The organism is Microcoleus sp. AT3-A2 (assembly GCF_036705685.1).
Taxonomy (GTDB): Bacteria; Cyanobacteriota; Cyanobacteriia; order Cyanobacteriales; family Microcoleaceae; genus Microcoleus.
Genome location: NZ_JAUBVF010000003.1, coordinates 40,482 through 55,688, shown reverse-complemented (window position 1 = coordinate 55,688; position 15,207 = coordinate 40,482). Strand labels below are relative to the sequence as shown.

13 protein-coding genes are annotated in these 15,207 nt (G+C 45.5%); 6 read left to right on the top strand and 7 right to left on the bottom strand.

All coding sequences use genetic code 11. From position 1 onward, the window contains the following. The first annotated feature begins 1 nt into the window (after position 1). From QUB37_RS03160 to QUB37_RS03150, 3 genes are all read left to right on the top strand, one after another. On the top strand, positions 2-913 hold the full coding sequence (locus tag QUB37_RS03160) for a beta-1,6-N-acetylglucosaminyltransferase (RefSeq protein ID WP_333159011.1): 912 nt from the start codon (positions 2-4) through the stop codon (positions 911-913). Between the two features lie 271 nt (positions 914-1,184). Further along, positions 1,185-2,531 carry a TldD/PmbA family protein gene (locus QUB37_RS03155; RefSeq protein WP_333159009.1) on the top strand — a complete coding sequence of 449 codons (1,347 nt, stop codon included), beginning with the start codon at positions 1,185-1,187 and terminating at the stop codon, positions 2,529-2,531. A 303-nt stretch (positions 2,532-2,834) separates the two neighbouring features. Next, positions 2,835-3,959: a THUMP domain-containing protein gene (locus QUB37_RS03150; protein WP_333159007.1), complete on the top strand. Its 1,125-nt coding sequence runs from the start codon at positions 2,835-2,837 to the stop codon at positions 3,957-3,959. Between the two features lie 210 nt (positions 3,960-4,169). Here the strand turns inward: QUB37_RS03150 and hpxZ are convergent, their stop codons facing one another. From hpxZ to QUB37_RS03135, 3 genes are all read right to left on the bottom strand, one after another. Further along, a complete protein-coding gene (gene hpxZ / locus QUB37_RS03145) occupies positions 4,170-4,562 on the bottom strand; it encodes an oxalurate catabolism protein HpxZ (RefSeq protein WP_333159005.1) in 393 nt (130 codons plus the stop codon). A gap of 91 nt (positions 4,563-4,653) precedes the next feature. Beyond that, complete coding sequence (locus QUB37_RS03140) at positions 4,654-5,073, bottom strand: peptidylprolyl isomerase (protein ID WP_332982885.1); 420 nt, start codon at positions 5,071-5,073, stop codon at positions 4,654-4,656. Between the two features lie 236 nt (positions 5,074-5,309). Next, the gene (locus QUB37_RS03135) at positions 5,310-6,179 is read right to left on the bottom strand and encodes a prohibitin family protein (protein WP_333159003.1); all 870 of its coding nucleotides are present in this window, start codon (positions 6,177-6,179) and stop codon (positions 5,310-5,312) included. A 135-nt stretch (positions 6,180-6,314) separates the two neighbouring features. On the opposite strand from QUB37_RS03135, the gene QUB37_RS03130 reads away from it, so the two are divergent. Both QUB37_RS03130 and QUB37_RS03125 read left to right on the top strand, forming a co-directional pair. Continuing rightward, entirely contained in the window at positions 6,315-7,106 is a 792-nt protein-coding gene (locus QUB37_RS03130) for an RNA ligase family protein (protein ID WP_333159001.1), read from the top strand. Between the two features lie 15 nt (positions 7,107-7,121). Then, entirely contained in the window at positions 7,122-8,276 is a 1,155-nt protein-coding gene (locus QUB37_RS03125; RefSeq protein ID WP_333158999.1) for an AAA family ATPase, read from the top strand. Between the two features lie 40 nt (positions 8,277-8,316). Here the strand turns inward: QUB37_RS03125 and QUB37_RS03120 are convergent, their stop codons facing one another. From QUB37_RS03120 to QUB37_RS03105, 4 genes are all read right to left on the bottom strand, one after another. Next, complete coding sequence (locus QUB37_RS03120; RefSeq protein ID WP_333158997.1) at positions 8,317-8,997, bottom strand: HAD family hydrolase; 681 nt, start codon at positions 8,995-8,997, stop codon at positions 8,317-8,319. Between the two features lie 229 nt (positions 8,998-9,226). Beyond that, the gene (locus tag QUB37_RS03115; protein ID WP_333158995.1) at positions 9,227-10,081 is read right to left on the bottom strand and encodes a manganese catalase family protein; all 855 of its coding nucleotides are present in this window, start codon (positions 10,079-10,081) and stop codon (positions 9,227-9,229) included. Positions 10,082-10,453: 372 nt separating this feature from the next. Continuing rightward, positions 10,454-10,663 (bottom strand): acetyltransferase, encoded by a 210-nt coding sequence (locus tag QUB37_RS03110; RefSeq protein ID WP_333094800.1) that lies wholly within the window; start codon positions 10,661-10,663, stop codon positions 10,454-10,456. Positions 10,664-10,690: 27 nt separating this feature from the next. After that, entirely contained in the window at positions 10,691-11,857 is a 1,167-nt protein-coding gene (locus tag QUB37_RS03105; protein WP_333158993.1) for a zinc-dependent alcohol dehydrogenase, read from the bottom strand. 662 nt (positions 11,858-12,519) lie between these two features. Here QUB37_RS03105 and mutS point away from each other — a divergent pair. Continuing rightward, positions 12,520-15,147, top strand: a complete 2,628-nt coding sequence (mutS, locus tag QUB37_RS03100) for a DNA mismatch repair protein MutS (protein ID WP_333158991.1) — start codon at positions 12,520-12,522, stop codon at positions 15,145-15,147. Positions 15,148-15,207: the final 60 nt, after the last annotated feature.

Here is a 15,207-nt window from a genome sequence, read left to right as displayed (position 1 = left end):
TATGAAAATAGCCTATATAGTTTTGGCACATAAGTATCCAGAACAATTACTGCGTCTTATTTCTACGCTGAACACAGATGATGTTGCATTTTTTGTGCATATAGATAAAAAAGTAGATAATACAATTTATCATCAGATATATACTCTCCTAAAGGATTTTCCAAATGTCTCTTTTATAAAGAGATACAGATCAGCCTGGGCAAGCTTTGAACTTGTAAAAGCTACTCTTGAAGGGATTAAATCAATAGTCGAAACAGGTACCTACTTTGATTATGTTGTGAACTTATCGGGTCAAGACTATTTGATTAAATCAAATGAACAAACCGCGAAGTTTTTGCAAGAGAATAAAGGGAGAGAATTTCTCGAGTATGTTCCACTACCAGGTAGTAAATGGGGAGCTGCCGGCTTAAGAAGAGTAGAACATTGGCACATCCGTTGGAATGATATATATTTGTTTTGTATTCCTCCAGTAAAGCGCGAATTTAAATCTCCTATTGCATCTTTATTATATTCAATTTTGATGTGGCCTTTACCTAAAAAGCGGAAATTTTTTGAAAGCTTTCCTCTTTATGGAGGTTCTGCTCATTGGTGCTTAACAGGAGAATGTGTAAAATGGATCGATAATTTTGTCAAGCAAAACACCAACTTTGTTAATCGTTTTAATTACACTTCTTGTGCAGATGAAATATTTTACCAAACGCTGATTTTAAATTCACCTTTTAAGGAGAAAATAATTAACGATGACTTGAGATATATAGATTGGCCGTATGTTAACGCAATCCATCCGAGGAATTTAGAGAAAAAGGATTTTGAAAAGATTAGGGAATTCGACAAATTATTCGCCAGGAAGTTTGATCTGACTATAGACCCAGATATATTAGATATGATTGATGAAATGAACTTGAGCAAATAGGATTTTTCCACAAACAGATGACTAGGACCCCCAAGAGTCAGAAATCCTCTTCATCTGCTAACAAAGGTGTCCTATAACCTATAAATTTTGTGGGTTCAAGGCATTTACCTTAAGTTAGATAATTTTTTGTGAGACTTAGGATTAAAAGCAGTTACTATGGTGAGCAGTCTGTTTTCTGTTGTGAGTTGAAATAATGGCCAATTCCCAATTCCCTAGGCCCTAGGCCCAATTAGCAATTACAATTAGCAATTACCAATTAGCAATTACTATCATGACTTTAACAACATCGCCCGCACTTTTAAGTGAAGACCAAGCCTTGTCTTTACTAGAACAAGTAGTCAAACAATCGGAAGCGGAGGCAGTATTTGTCAGTCTCTCTACTGGCGAAGAATCTCTTTCGAGATTCTCGGAAAATCAAATCAGTCAAAATATCAGCAAAACTGTATTTAACCTGAGCATTACTAGCTATTTTGGCAACAAAAGCGCCTCTGCTGCTGTTACAGAATTTGATGAAGATGCGATCGCCTCTGCAGTCAAGCGATCGGAAGAATTGGCCCGAATTGCGCCGGCAGACCCCGAATGGATGCCGCTGCTGCCGCCTCAAACCTACGATTTGCGATCGCCCGCATTCGACGCAGCAACGGCAACTGTATCGCCTCTAGCGCGGGCAGAAATGGTGCAGCAAGCGTGCGCGAGATCCTCCCAGCGGGGCGCTCATGGTTCGGGCACTTTGAGCACTGAGGCGTCGCTGTACGCGATCGCCTCGTCAACCGGACTCCGCGCCTGCAACCAGTCTACAAAGGCGGATTTCAGCTTTACTGCTCGCGTTGAAGACGGTTCTAGTTGGGCTCAGAGCACTGCTTGGAGTATCAACGAATTGCCGATCGCCCAATTAGCAGAACAAGTGCTCGATCGGGCGATCGCATCCCGCAACCCGCGCCCCATCACTCCCGGCGTTTATCCGGTAATCCTAGACGGCGCTGCTTTTGCGGGCTTGCTACCGTGGGTGATTTGGGGGCTGGATGCGAGGGCGGCGGATGAGGGGCGATCGTTTATGTCGATCGCCGATGCAGAGGGAAAACCAGCGGGAAACCGCGCGGGGGAACAACTTTTCAGCCCGTTAGTGCAAGTGCAGCGCGATCCGGCTCATCCTTTGTTGCGATCGAATACTTTTTTCGGCGACGGATTGAGCAATAACTATTTGGAAATCATCAAAGATGGCGTCCCTCAAAGTTTATCTTATTCCCGCTACTGGGCCGCACAAAAAGGCAAAGAAGCAAAAGGTGCTTATTACCCGATCGTGATGACAGGTTCCGACCAAAGTTTAGCAGATTTAATTGCTCAAACCGAGCGAGGAATTTTCGTCAGTCGAGCTTGGTACGTGCGCTACGTTAATCCGAAAACCTTGGAAGTAACGGGAATGACTCGCGACGGTACTTTTTGGATTGAGGATGGCAAAATTGCTTACCCGATTAAAAACCTGCGTTTCAATCAAGTTTTACCTGATATGTTGCGCGATGTGGATGCAGTTAGTGCGGTGAAGCGTTACGGCGGTAGTGTCGTACCCGGAGTGCGCGTGAAAGCTTTTAATTTCACCAGTATTACTGACAGTTTGTGACTTGCAAGGGTGAGGTTCGCGGAAACCCACCCGGAGGAGTAAGAATTATTCATATCTCTCTTCTCTTCATCTGCGTTTATCCGCGTCCATCCATTGTCATCTGCGGTTCAGAAATTCTCTTCTTTTAACCGCAGATGAGGGCAGATAAACACAGATTAACGCAGATTAATTAGATCAATTCCGGTTGCAACGTCCGTGATTGTTGACTGTTGACTCGATTTTACAATTCCGATGGTACCGGATTTGATATAATTTAGGGCGATCGATAAAAACCAATTCCCAATTACCAATTACCAATTATCAATGAATCAATATTTTGCTACAGTTGCGCGCGGTTTAGAAACTATTGCCGCCCAAGAATTAGAACGTTTAGGGGCCCAGGATGTTAAGCCAGATTTTACAGGGGTTTACTTTGCGGGCGATCGGGCTTTATTATACCGCGTCAATCTTTGGTCGAGAACAATTTTTCGAGTGCTAATGCCGATCGCCGAATTCCGGTGTTACAACTCGGATATGCTCTACCGCGAAGTGCAAAAAATCCCTTGGGACGAATACTTATATCCCGACAATACTTTAGCAGTAAACTGCACCGGCGGCAACGAAAAGTTGAACCACACTCACTTTACAGCTTTGCAGGTCAAAAATGCGATCGCCGACCAACAGCGCCTTCAATTTAACAAGCGTTCTAATGTTGATGTAGAGCATCCCGATTTGCTCATTAACATTCACATTCATCAAGATAGAGCTATTTTAAGTTTAGACAGTTCTGGCGGCAGTTTGCACCGCCGGGGATATCGGCCGGCGATGGGGCTTGCTCCCCTCAAAGAAACCCTAGCTGCGGCTTTGTTAGAGATGGCAGAATGGACGCCAGATTTGCCGTTTTTAGACCCGATGTGCGGTTCTGGGACTTTGCCTTTGGAAGCGACGTTAAAGGGCTTGAATATTGCACCGGGATTGTTTCGAGAAAAGTTTGGATTTATGACTTGGCGGGATTTTGACGAACCTTTGTGGGATAAATTGTGGGCGGAAGCGGAAAATAGTGAGTTACCGGAACTTAAAGAGGTGATTGCAGGGTGCGATCGCGATTCCGATATGTTAACTCAAGCTCGCACGAACGCGCAGCAAGCGGGTATTTCGGGTAAAATTCAGTTTGCTCAAACCGAGTTATCCCAATTGGAAGCACCCGCAGACAGAGGCGTTCTGATTTGCAATCCTCCCTACGGAGAAAGGCTGGGAGATGCTAGCGAATTGGGAGATTTGTACAAGATGTTGGGCGATATTTTCAAGAATCGTTTTAAAGGTTGGAATGCGTTTATTTTGACTGGAAATAAGGAGTTGGGTAAAAAGGTGGGACTCAGGACATCGCGGCGAATTCCTGTTTTCAATGGCTCGATTCCGTGTACTTTGCTCAAATATGAACTGTATTAGGGAGGGGATCGGAGCAGGGAAAATAGCGGTAATGAGGAAGCTACTGCAAAAGTGTAGAACCAAGAAAGCAGAAGAGAGGTGACAACGCAGAGAGAAGCACTAATAGTAAAGGAAAAAAAGAATATCTGCCGAATTAAATGGCTCAACAATAATCAAATTCAAATACTGACTGGGGAAATTATTTCACATTGATCTGAGGTATGTCACCGCTCATCCCTCCATCGGCAAAAAAGAAACGTGAGCGGAAACAATCTTCCACCCTTCGGGAAACTTGCGCCACATCTGACTCTGCCGCCCCAGCCGCACCACTCCACCCATTACACGGCGAAATTCCAGCGTCACAGCCGCCGTGTCTGCATCGAAAGTCACAACTTTGAGGTTGAACATTTCTCGATCGACATTTACAGGCGATCGTCCTTTGCGAAAAGCCCTCACCTCATCGCTCCCGTACAGGTTCTCCGTTACCCCAAACCGCACGACTTCCGGCGCCTCCCAGAACAAATTATCGAGAGTTTCAATATCGTTCGTACAAAGAGCTTTTTCGTATTTTAAATATAGTTCAGTTAACTCAGGCACCACAGCAGAATCATTGATAACCGTCATAAATTTGAGATTTTAAAACTCTTAAATTTCACAGGTTTTATTTGCAATAAGGACTAAATTCCTTATTGCAAACGCAACTAATTAGAGAAAATTAATGCTCAATTTTGAGCGAAATAATCTTGTCACCTTGGCGGATAGCATTGACGACTGACATATCCTCAGTTTTGCCAAAAGTTGTGTGTACTCCATCTAAATGAGATTGGGGAGAATGGCAAATAAAGAATTGGCTACCACCCGTATCTTTACCTGCGTGAGCCATCGATAAAGTTCCTGCCAAATGTTTGTTCGAGTTGATTTCACACTTGATTTTGTAGCCGGGGCCGCCCGTTCCATTGCCTTTTGGACAGCCACCTTGAATCATAAAGTTAGGAATGACTCGGTGAAAAGCCAATCCATCGTAAAAACCTTTTTCCGCCAAGTCAACAAAATTCTTCACTGTGTTAGGCGCATCCGCATCGAACAATTCCAAATTGATTGTGCCTTTGTCGGTTTCCATTATAGCGCGGGTCATGATTTTTCCTTGCTTCCTAAAATGAGTGTGTTGCCTGCGTGTTAATTGCGGACTTCGCTTTTATAGCGACAGGTTTCAAACTGTCGTTATATTGTGGCTTTCAGAAGTGTAGCATATTCCCGCAACTCTCATAGGACTTATGTGCGCTTTCGGAGGAAACCCGGTTTATTGCGAGATTTCTGGTTAGCAAAGCCAATATTTTCCCAGATACCGAGTTTGTTACCCTCCGTCATATTTTAATCGTTGGTCACTTGCGGGCGAGCGGGTTCTTCCTGAATATCGCTCATATTAAAAATGAAAGGAACCCGACTCGAACCTGCGCCCATCACTAGCACTTTTGGCATCTGAGCGCCGCCGCTTCTCCAAGCTTCGATCGCCTCTTTTTGCAGAACTAAATCGCCACCTTGAGCCTTCAAAGTTTCCGCCAAAAGTCTTTGAGCTTCAGCCCTACCTTGAGCGCGGTTAATGTCAGCTTGAGCTTGTTGTTCTGCTTCCTGAGCCACATAAACAGCCCTTTGCGCCCGCTGTTCAGCGACCTGTTTCTCCTCAACCGCTTTCGCAAAATCTGTCGAGAATCGAATGTTAACAACGCTCGTATCGAGCACGATTACATCATACTTTGATAGCCTTTCCTTCAGCGCAGTATCAAAGTCTCGCTTCAGTTCACTTCTTTGAGTAATAGATTGTTCGGCAGTTCTCAGTGCAGCGGCTGTTTTAAATGCTTCTTGCGTCTGAGGAGCAATAATTTTTGAAACTATATTCTCCAATGTTCCTTGAGTCCTTCGGACATCAACTATTCTCGCAGGATCGAGGCGAAAGTTGATCGCAAAACTGGCATTTAAATCCTGAAGGTCTTTAGTAGCACTCTGGGCGGGAACTTCAAATTTTTGCACTGTTACATCGTACACATCTACCTTGGAGATAAGCGGGGGTCTGAGGTGAAATCCCTCTAACAATGCTCCATCTCTGGCTTTTCCTAAAACGCTGACCACCCCTGCTTGACCTGGATTGATCACGACAAAAGAGTTTAAGCCGAGGAGTAGCGCGCCTACTAATATAATCCCAGCGATTGCTGATGATATGCTCTGGAAACTTTGACTTTTCAACTTACACGCTCCTTTGTGATGATTCCATTATAATGGTTAAATGGATTGGGCAGTCTCTAAAGTCTAAAATCTAAAATTAAAAGCTAAAATGGATGGGGTCGCCTCTCAAATCAAAAATCTAAAATGGATGGGCTGATGCTCAAAATTGTTAAATATCCTAGAACTTATCACATCGAGGGTTCGCGTTTCCAACCAGGTGATGAAGACCTCGACAGCGTGCCATTTAGCGCCCTGATCGATCGCCCGACAGTGATTGAAGAAAAGGTAGACGGCGCTAATACAGGCATCAGCTTCGCACCAGATGGACAAATGCTGCTGCAAAGTCGCGGCCACTATCTCACCGGCGGGCCGAGGGAAAAACATTTTAACTTATTCAAACAGTGGGCTTTCAGTCTCAGCGGAGTCCTGGCAGAAGTGCTGGGAAATCGCTACATTCTTTACGGCGAATGGCTTTATGCGAAACACACTGTCTTTTATGATTTTTTGCCGCACTATTTTATGGAATACGATGTGCTCGACTTAGAAACCAGTCAATTTTTGAGTACAGAATCCCGCCGCAATTTGTTAAGCGGACTGCCGTTAGTGTCCGTTCCCGTGCTGTTTTCTGGAGTGCTGAAATCGCCCAAGCAAATGATGCACTTTATGGAAAAATCTAATTTTATTCAACCGGGACATTTGGATCGGTTGCGTTTGTACTGCGGGGAATTGGGATTAGATGAAGAACGGTGTTTGAAAGAGACTGACAAGAGCGATCGCATGGAGGGGCTGTACCTTAAAGTCGAAGAAGATGGCATAGTAAAGGCGCGTTACAAATACGTGCGTGCCAGCTTTTTGACGGCTATTAAGAATGCCGAAGGACATTGGCTAAATCGCCCCATTATACCCAATATTCTGCGTCCCGATGTAAATTTATTTAATTTTAGTTAACCAGCAGGTGAATTTATGAATGCACTGTTATCGCCCTCGCCGCCTTGGACTTTTCCCTTTTGTCCCGAACCGCCCAATTGGTTCCTGGATTGGGAAGATATTCAAACGCATTTCGACTGGATTGACAGCCTCAAAGGATGTCAGCAAGACCCGATTTACCACGCCGAAGGAGATGTTTTTATTCACACCAAAATGGTCTGCGAAGCATTAATATCTTCTCCAAATTGGCGGCAGCTTCCCACAAAAGAGCGATCGATACTTTTTGCCGCCGCTTTGCTGCACGATGTCGCCAAACCAATCTTTACAAAAATAGAAGCCGACGGCAGAATTAGTTCAAAAGGTCACGCCCGCCAAGGTGCGAGAATGGTCAGACAAATTTTATCCCAATTCGATCCGCCTGTGCAGTTTGACATTCGCGAAACAGTTGTGGCGATCGTCCAATTCGGCAGTTTACCCATCTGGCTGATCGACAAACCCAAGCCGCAGCAGTCTGTAATTAAAGTCAGTCAAGTTGTCCGCTGCGATTTCCTCGCACTTTTAGCCGAAGCAGACGTGCGCGGCCGACTGTGTAGCGACAGACAAGAATTGCTCGATAAAATAGAACTATTTCGGGAGTTTTGTCAAGAAAATAATTGTTTGGATTCTCCCCGACAATTCCCATCACCACACAGCCGATTTATCTACTTCCGCAAAGAGAATGGAAACCCGGACTACGAAGCATTTGACGACACTAAATGCGAAGTAATTTTGATGTCTGGCTTGCCAGGAAGCGGTAAAGATTATTGGCTTCGGAAAAATCTCCCAGATTTGCCAGTAATCTCGCTGGATGCACTGCGAAAAGAGATGAATGTCCCTCCCGACGAAACACCTGGAAATGTAGTGACAGCCGCCAAACAAAGAGCGCGCGAATACATAAATGAGGGGCGTTCTTTTGTGTGGAACGCCACGAATACCACTAAACAAATGCGGCAGCAATTAATTAATTTTTTTGCTGCTTACCAAGCGCGCATTCGCATTGTTTATCTAGAAGTACCTCTAGAAGACATATTGCAGCGGAATCGATCGCGCACAGCAACAGTACCGGAAGCAGTCATTCGCAAATTAGCTGCGCGGCTGGATATTCCAGACATCACAGAAGCGCATCAGGTAGAGTGGATTCTGAGCGATTAGGCTATTTTAGGGGCGATTCCCCGCAGTTAGCAATCTTACTTCAACGCGCTACCAATTCCTTTTTCCCTAAAATAGAATCGTTATAATGCGCCAACAAATCAGCAGGGTGATCGTAAATTTCCGCAGCATTTGCCAGCGAAGCATCATCGAAACCTCCGCACCGAAAAGCAATTACAGGCACCCCGCACTTGCCCGCAGCTTCGATATCGTAAGGAGTATCAGCTAACATCACAGTCTGACTCGCTTCCATCTGCAATTTGCTCAAAGCAGCTTCCACAATATCCGGTTCCGGTTTAGAAGCTTCCGCATCGCTAGATGTCGTGGCTTGATCCAATAAATCGTCAACTTGTGCAGCTTTCAGCAAACCGGAAAGTTCTTCGGTGGTAGATGAAGTAGCAATAATTAGCCGCAATCCTTCTTGCTGCATTTTTAACAGCAAATCCCGCGAACCGGGGGTTGGAGAAAGATCGGGAGAAAAGCGGTTAATAATCAGTTCTTTGCGCCGCTGTGCAATCTTTTTCCCGTCGCCTGCTTCGTCGGAAAGTCCTGATACCATTTTGGGTATAACTTTGTCGCCTCCCATGCCAATTAGCGGGCGAACTTTCTCGAACGGCACCTCGTAGCCGTAAGCCGCAAATGACTCTACCCAAGCTTGAGCGTGGGCGTCATTGCTGAGCGTCAGAGTACCGTCAATATCGAGAATTACTGCTTGCAATTGCATAACTTATTTGCTCTTACTTATTAGACTTTTTGCCACAACCTGATTTGTACTAAGGACTTCAGTTGTTAACTAATTAATTAGCCAATCAGCGAGTAAAGTTCTTACTACGCACCTGTGGTTAGTAGTAAGAACTTTAGTTTTTTCTGAGGTTAGTAGTAAGCACTTTAGTCCTTAATTACTTAATTAGTCAATCGGGGACTGCCAACCTTACTATTAACTTTTTGAGTGGCTATTTCATGCCGGTGCCGTGCAATTTTGGTTCGGGCGGTGGCGGTACTGGTTCTGGCCCTAACGGTTGGGGGTTGGCTACATATTCAAACTCGCCTTTGCCGTCCATTGATTTGCCTTTGGCCCAGCGTCCCTCGCTACTTTCGGAACCTTCAGAATGATTCCAAAACTGATAAGCAAATTCTGATTTTTCCAACTCCTGCGGGAAGGAACTCGGAACTGGCGTTGTTTCTATTCCCGAACTTTCTAAATCTTCGATCGCCGCCAGCCACAAGTTTTGGTGCATCGTGTCGCGGGCGATCATAAAACTCAGGGTGTCTTTCACGCCCGGATCGTCTGACATTTCATACATCCGCACAGCCTGCAATCTTCCTTGCGATTCGGCGTGCAAATTCGAGCGAAAATCTGCTAAAAGATTGCCGCTAGCAACGATATAACGACCGTTCCAGGGATACCCTACGCTGTCGCTAGGAAGTGCGCCCAAACCCGATACAATTGCGTGCTGCGGATTCATGCTGCTGGCGATCGCATCTCGCGGGCTGTTTCCACCCATCACAGCACCCACCACAGCATCCTTGAAACCGTCTTCTTGCACAGATACAGGAGCTTTATCTAACAAGTGAGCAATCATAGTTGCTAGCATCTCGATATGCCCGATTTCTTCTGTACCGACATCAAGCAACATATCGCGATATTTCGCTGGGCCTCGGCAGTTCCAACCTTGAAATAGGTACTGCATCATCACGGTCATTTCGCCAAATGTACCGCCAATTAGTTCTTGTATTTTCTTGGCGTAAACGGCATCTGGCTTTTCTGGTCTTTTGTAATACTGTAGTGGCTTCTTATGGTAAAACATGGGGAATTCCTCCCAGGGAGTTTTGAGCAAGTTTCATTATTTGTAACGCTGCCCACGATCGAGGGGAATCAGCTTTTAGTCATAAAGAAATTCAATCAAACCAGGTTATCTTTATCACTTTAGTTTAATGCGGTTTCTCGCGCCCGCGAACTAAAGACTATATTAAATTTGGTCGATCGTACATTCTATTTAAACAAACACAGCGCTGTGTCCTCCGGGTGTCAAAAAATACGTCAAAACCGCCCTGCTGCTGGGGTTTTTACCCCTATTGGAGAGCGGTTTTTCTGGTTTAGTGGACACTTATGTGCTGTGTTCATCCCCCTCGATTCGAGTCCCCCCACTTGTTAAGCAGGATTGGAAGAAGCAGTTGAATCAATGAGTTTGATAATTTTCCTCAGTCCAGCAGCGCGGCAGAGCTTCACCGGAAGGAAAGACTAAATTACTTTTTGGAAAAGTTGCTTTCTCTTGCTCTTCCTGACCAGCTTGATTTTTTCCCGGAACTTCTTGTTTTGTAGGGCTGATTAAAGCATCTACATCGAGGATTTCAATCAAGTCGCCTGATTCTTTTTCTTGTAAAAGCATAGTTTTTCCGTGAAGGGTAAATGCGAGTTAGGGTTTGAGGACAACTTTGATGCAGTTGTCTTTTTTGTTTTTGAAAATGTCGTAGGCGTGGGGCGCTTCATCCAATTTCATTCGGTGCGTAATTACGAATGACGGGTCAATTTCGCCTTTTTGAACGCGATCGAGCAAAGGCCGCAAATAGCGGTGAACGTGCGTCTGTCCCATTTTCAGGGTCAAGCCTTTGTTGAAAGCTGCACCTAATGGCACTTTGTCAACGAAGCCGCCGTAAACGCCCGGAATTGACACTGTGCCACCCTTGCGACACGCGACGATTACTTGTCGCAGGGCCGTAGGTCGATCGCTCTCCAACCGCACGGCTTGCTTGGCTTTGTCGTACAAAGCGTCGAGACCGGTGCCGTGGGCTTCCATTCCCACCGCGTCGATGCAAGAGTCGGGCCCGCGTCCCCCCGTCATTTCGGTGACGGCTTCCCCGGCGTCCATTTCTTCGTAATTGATGATTTCAGCTTTCGCCGCGGCCGCCATTTGCAAGCGTTCCGGTATGCGGTCGATCGCAATTACTCGATCGGCCCCCAGCATAAACGCGCTTCTGATCGCAAATTGTCCGACCGGCCCGCATCCCCAAACTGCTACAGTATCCCCCGGCTGAATGTCGCAGTTTTCGGCCGCCATGTAACCGGTAGGAAAGATATCGGTGAGGAACAATACTTGTTCGTCAGAAAGTCCGTCGGGAATTTTTAAAGGGCCGACATCTGCAAACGGAACCCGCGCGTATTCTGCTTGTCCGCCTGCATAGCCGCCCGTTAAATGCGAGTAGCCAAACAGTCCCGCTGGGGAATGACCGAACATTTTTTCAGCCAGCCCAGCATTGGGGTTGGAGTTGTCGCACAGCGACCACAAATCGCGGTTGCAAAAGAAGCAACTGCCGCAAGAAATAGTAAAAGGAATGACGACGCGATCGCCCTTTTTTAAGTTCTTGACTTGGCTGCCGAGTTCGACTACTTCCCCCATGAATTCATGCCCCATGATGTCGCCCGATTGCATTGTCGGGATGAAGCCATCGTAGAGGTGTAAATCTGAGCCGCAGATTGCTGTAGACGTGATTTTAACTATTGCATCGCGCGGATTGATAATTGTTGGGTCTGGTACATTATCAACGCGCACATCATTTGCTCCGTGCCAGCAAAGAGCTTTCATTATTTTTTTCCTCTAGTTAACTACTAGCTAGCAAATTTTTGATTCTAAATCTTACCTTTACTAAGCTGATAAATTACTCGCTTGGATGTTTTTAATTTTAAGTATATAAAATATTTAGTTTCTCTATCCGAGGTATAATTTATAAATCTATCTTCCGGCTGTTTTCAATACCAAAAATGTAAAGTTTATGCCCCTCAAGTGCGGGAAATTTTACATTTTTCTGTTAACCGCCAACAGTTATAGCAACCACGCCCGACGGTTAGGACGTTCTTAATTGCTAAAATCCTTGCGGAAGATTGCAACTTCGGTCTTCGTTCAACATCTGCTAGAACAGCTAATAACGAGATGGATGAGGTTGTTTTTATCGATCGGCGATCGCTTTCATCTCACAAAAAATAGTTTCTCCTCACTTGATCTCACTAAAACCGCTATCGTGGCTCACTTTAGATAAAAAGCGACCGAAAACTTTTCAACTAAAAGCGGGTTGATCGATTATCAAATAGGGTGCATGACTTTTGTATCGCTCCACACTCCATCTGAATCTGGAGAATAACGCACCGTGCTTAAGGATGATTTATAGTCAAATATTGTATCATTAGTTATAACTAAAAGCCGAGCTTGCGGTAAAGTTGTTAAAGATTAAAATTTATCGATCGCCTTTTATGCCTTACACTGCATCTACCCCAACAGACCCCACTCAACCCAACATCCGCAATGCCGACCACCGCCTACTAGAATTCACCAAGCTAACGCCGATGATGCAGCGGTATGTGGAAGTGAAAGAACAGTATCCCCACGCACTTTTGTTATTTCGAGTGGGAGATTTTTTTGAGTGTTTTTTCCAAGATGCAGTTACGATTTCTAGGGAATTAGAACTTGTTTGTACTAGCAAAGAAAGCGGCAAAGAAATCGGTCGAGTGCCGATGACAGGAGTGCCGCACCACGCCCTCGACCGCTACACATCAATGTTAGTAGAAAAAGGCTATGCTGTGGTAGTTTGCGACCAAGTTGAAGATGCCTCAATTGCTGCTAAAGAAGGCCGCCAAGTCAAGCGAGAAATTACCCGCATTCTCACTCCCGGAACTTTGACTGATGACGGAATGCTCAAACCCAGACAAAATAATTTTTTAGCAGCAGTCGTCATCGCTGGGGAACATTGGGGATTGGCTTATACAGATATTTCTACGGGAGAATTTGTCACTACCCAAGCAGACAGTTTAGAACAATTAACCCTAGAATTGCTGCGCTTGCAGCCTTCGGAGGTCTTGGTACCGACTAATGCGCCGGATTTGGTGACTATGTTGAGGCCCGGAGAGAAATCCGAGCATTTGCCCGATTGTTTGCCGAATTCATTCTGCTATTCTTTGCGATCGCAAGTTCCGTTTACTTTGTCCGAAGCAAAACAGAGAATCCTGCAAAAGTTCAAAGTGCGATCGCTCGAAGGTATGGGATGCGGTCATTTGCCCCTCGCAGTCCGAGCCGCCGGCGGTTTGCTGCAATATATCGAAGAAACTCAAAAGGAAAAAGCAGTTTCTTTGCAAAGATTGCACACTTACACTCTCACCGATTTTCTCGTACTCGACTACCAAACCCGCCGCAATCTCGAAATTACTCAAACAGTCAGAGATGGGGTTTTTCACGGTTCGCTGCTGTGGGCGATAGACAAAACCAGCACCGCAATGGGAGGCCGCGCTTTGCGTCGCTGGGTGCTGCAACCTTTGCTCAACATTAAAGGCATTGGCGCCCGACATGACACGATTCAAGAATTAGTAGAAAATAACGGTCTGCGCCAAGATTTTCAGCAGTTGCTGCGCCAAATTTACGACATCGAAAGACTGACAGGCCGCGCGGGTTCTGGAACAGCTAGCGCCCGGGATTTGGTCGCTTTAGCTGATTCTCTGGGAAAACTGCCGGAATTAGCCTCGATCGCAGCCCAAGGGATCTCGCCCTATTTGAAAGCGCTGCAAAATGTACCCCCAATTTTAGAAGAATTAGCAAGTAAAATTCACGCCCATTTAGTTGACGAACCGCCGATTCATTTAAAAGAAGGAGGTTTGATTCGAGCGGGAATTAATCCCATGCTAGATGAAATGCGCCAAACTGCATCAGCAGACATAGCATGGGCGAATAATTTAGAGCCAAATGAACGAAAACGCACCGGAATTGCTAATTTAAAAGTAGGCTACAATAAAGCTTTCGGCTATTACATCAGCATTCCAAAATCGAAAGTAGACCAAGTGCCGAAGGACTACACCCGCAAGCAAACTCTCACCAATGAAGAACGCTACAGCACTGAAGAATTAAAAGAAAGGGAAGTGCGAATTCTGACGGCGCGGGACGATTTAAATCAATTGGAATACGATATTTTTGCTCAAGTGCGATCGGAGGTAGGAGAACACGCCGAAATTATTCGCAACGTTTCCCGCGCCGTGGCGGCGGTAGATGTGTTGTGCGGTTTGGCAGAAGTAGCAGTTTACCAGAATTACTGCCGCCCGACTATGACAGAAAGTCGGGAAATTAAAATTATTGAAGGTTGTCATCCTGTGGTGGAAAAGTCTTTGCCACCGGGGTTTTTTGTACCTAATTCTGCTTTTTTGGGTCGGGAAGAATCGCTAAACCGCCCAGATTTAATTATTTTAACCGGCCCGAATGCTAGCGGGAAAAGCTGCTACTTGCGGCAGGTGGGTTTGATCCAGTTAATGGCGCAGATGGGCAGTTATGTGCCGGCGAAAGCGGCGAGTTTGGGAATTTGCGATCGCATTTTTACCCGTGTCGGCGCAGTAGATGATTTGGCAACCGGTCAGTCTACGTTTATGGTGGAAATGAACGAAACTGCAAATATTCTCAATCACGCGACGCCGCAATCATTGGTTTTGCTAGATGAAATTGGTAGGGGAACGGCTACCTTTGACGGACTTTCGATTGCTTGGTCTGTGGCAGAATATTTAGCAACTGAGATTCGGGCGCGGACAATTTTTGCGACTCACTATCACGAGTTAAATGAGTTAGCTTCTATTTTAGATAATGTCGCAAATTATCAGGTGACAGTGAAAGAGTTGCCGGATCAAATCGTATTTTTGCACCAAGTTCAGCCGGGAGGTGCTGACAAATCTTACGGAATTGAAGCGGGCAGATTAGCTGGTTTACCGCCGTCGGTGATTGACAGGGCGAGACAGGTGATGAAGCAGATTGAGAAACATAGCAAAATTGCGATCGGGCTGCGGAAAGGTGTTAAAAAAAATGGTAGAAAAGAGTCGGAGGGCGAACAGTTGGATATTTTTGAGGATTAAATTTACGGTGGGAAAAAAATTTGTATTAACTTCTATATTGCACCATTTTCAATAAGCCTT

Coding starts and splice junctions, on each gene's coding strand:
- QUB37_RS03155 (WP_333159009.1), top strand. CDS start 1,185: ATGACTTTAACAACATCGCCCGCACTTTTAAGTGAAGACCAAGCCTTG.
- QUB37_RS03140 (WP_332982885.1), bottom strand. CDS start 5,073: ATGACCCGCGCTATAATGGAAACCGACAAAGGCACAATCAATTTGGAA.
- mutS (WP_333158991.1), top strand. CDS start 12,520: ATGCCTTACACTGCATCTACCCCAACAGACCCCACTCAACCCAACATC.
- QUB37_RS03130 (WP_333159001.1), top strand. CDS start 6,315: ATGCTCAAAATTGTTAAATATCCTAGAACTTATCACATCGAGGGTTCG.
- hpxZ (WP_333159005.1), bottom strand. CDS start 4,562: ATGACGGTTATCAATGATTCTGCTGTGGTGCCTGAGTTAACTGAACTA.
- QUB37_RS03160 (WP_333159011.1), top strand. CDS start 2: ATGAAAATAGCCTATATAGTTTTGGCACATAAGTATCCAGAACAATTA.
- QUB37_RS03120 (WP_333158997.1), bottom strand. CDS start 8,997: ATGCAATTGCAAGCAGTAATTCTCGATATTGACGGTACTCTGACGCTC.
- QUB37_RS03150 (WP_333159007.1), top strand. CDS start 2,835: ATGAATCAATATTTTGCTACAGTTGCGCGCGGTTTAGAAACTATTGCC.
- QUB37_RS03105 (WP_333158993.1), bottom strand. CDS start 11,857: ATGAAAGCTCTTTGCTGGCACGGAGCAAATGATGTGCGCGTTGATAAT.
- QUB37_RS03110 (WP_333094800.1), bottom strand. CDS start 10,663: ATGCTTTTACAAGAAAAAGAATCAGGCGACTTGATTGAAATCCTCGAT.
- QUB37_RS03125 (WP_333158999.1), top strand. CDS start 7,122: ATGAATGCACTGTTATCGCCCTCGCCGCCTTGGACTTTTCCCTTTTGT.
- QUB37_RS03115 (WP_333158995.1), bottom strand. CDS start 10,081: ATGTTTTACCATAAGAAGCCACTACAGTATTACAAAAGACCAGAAAAG.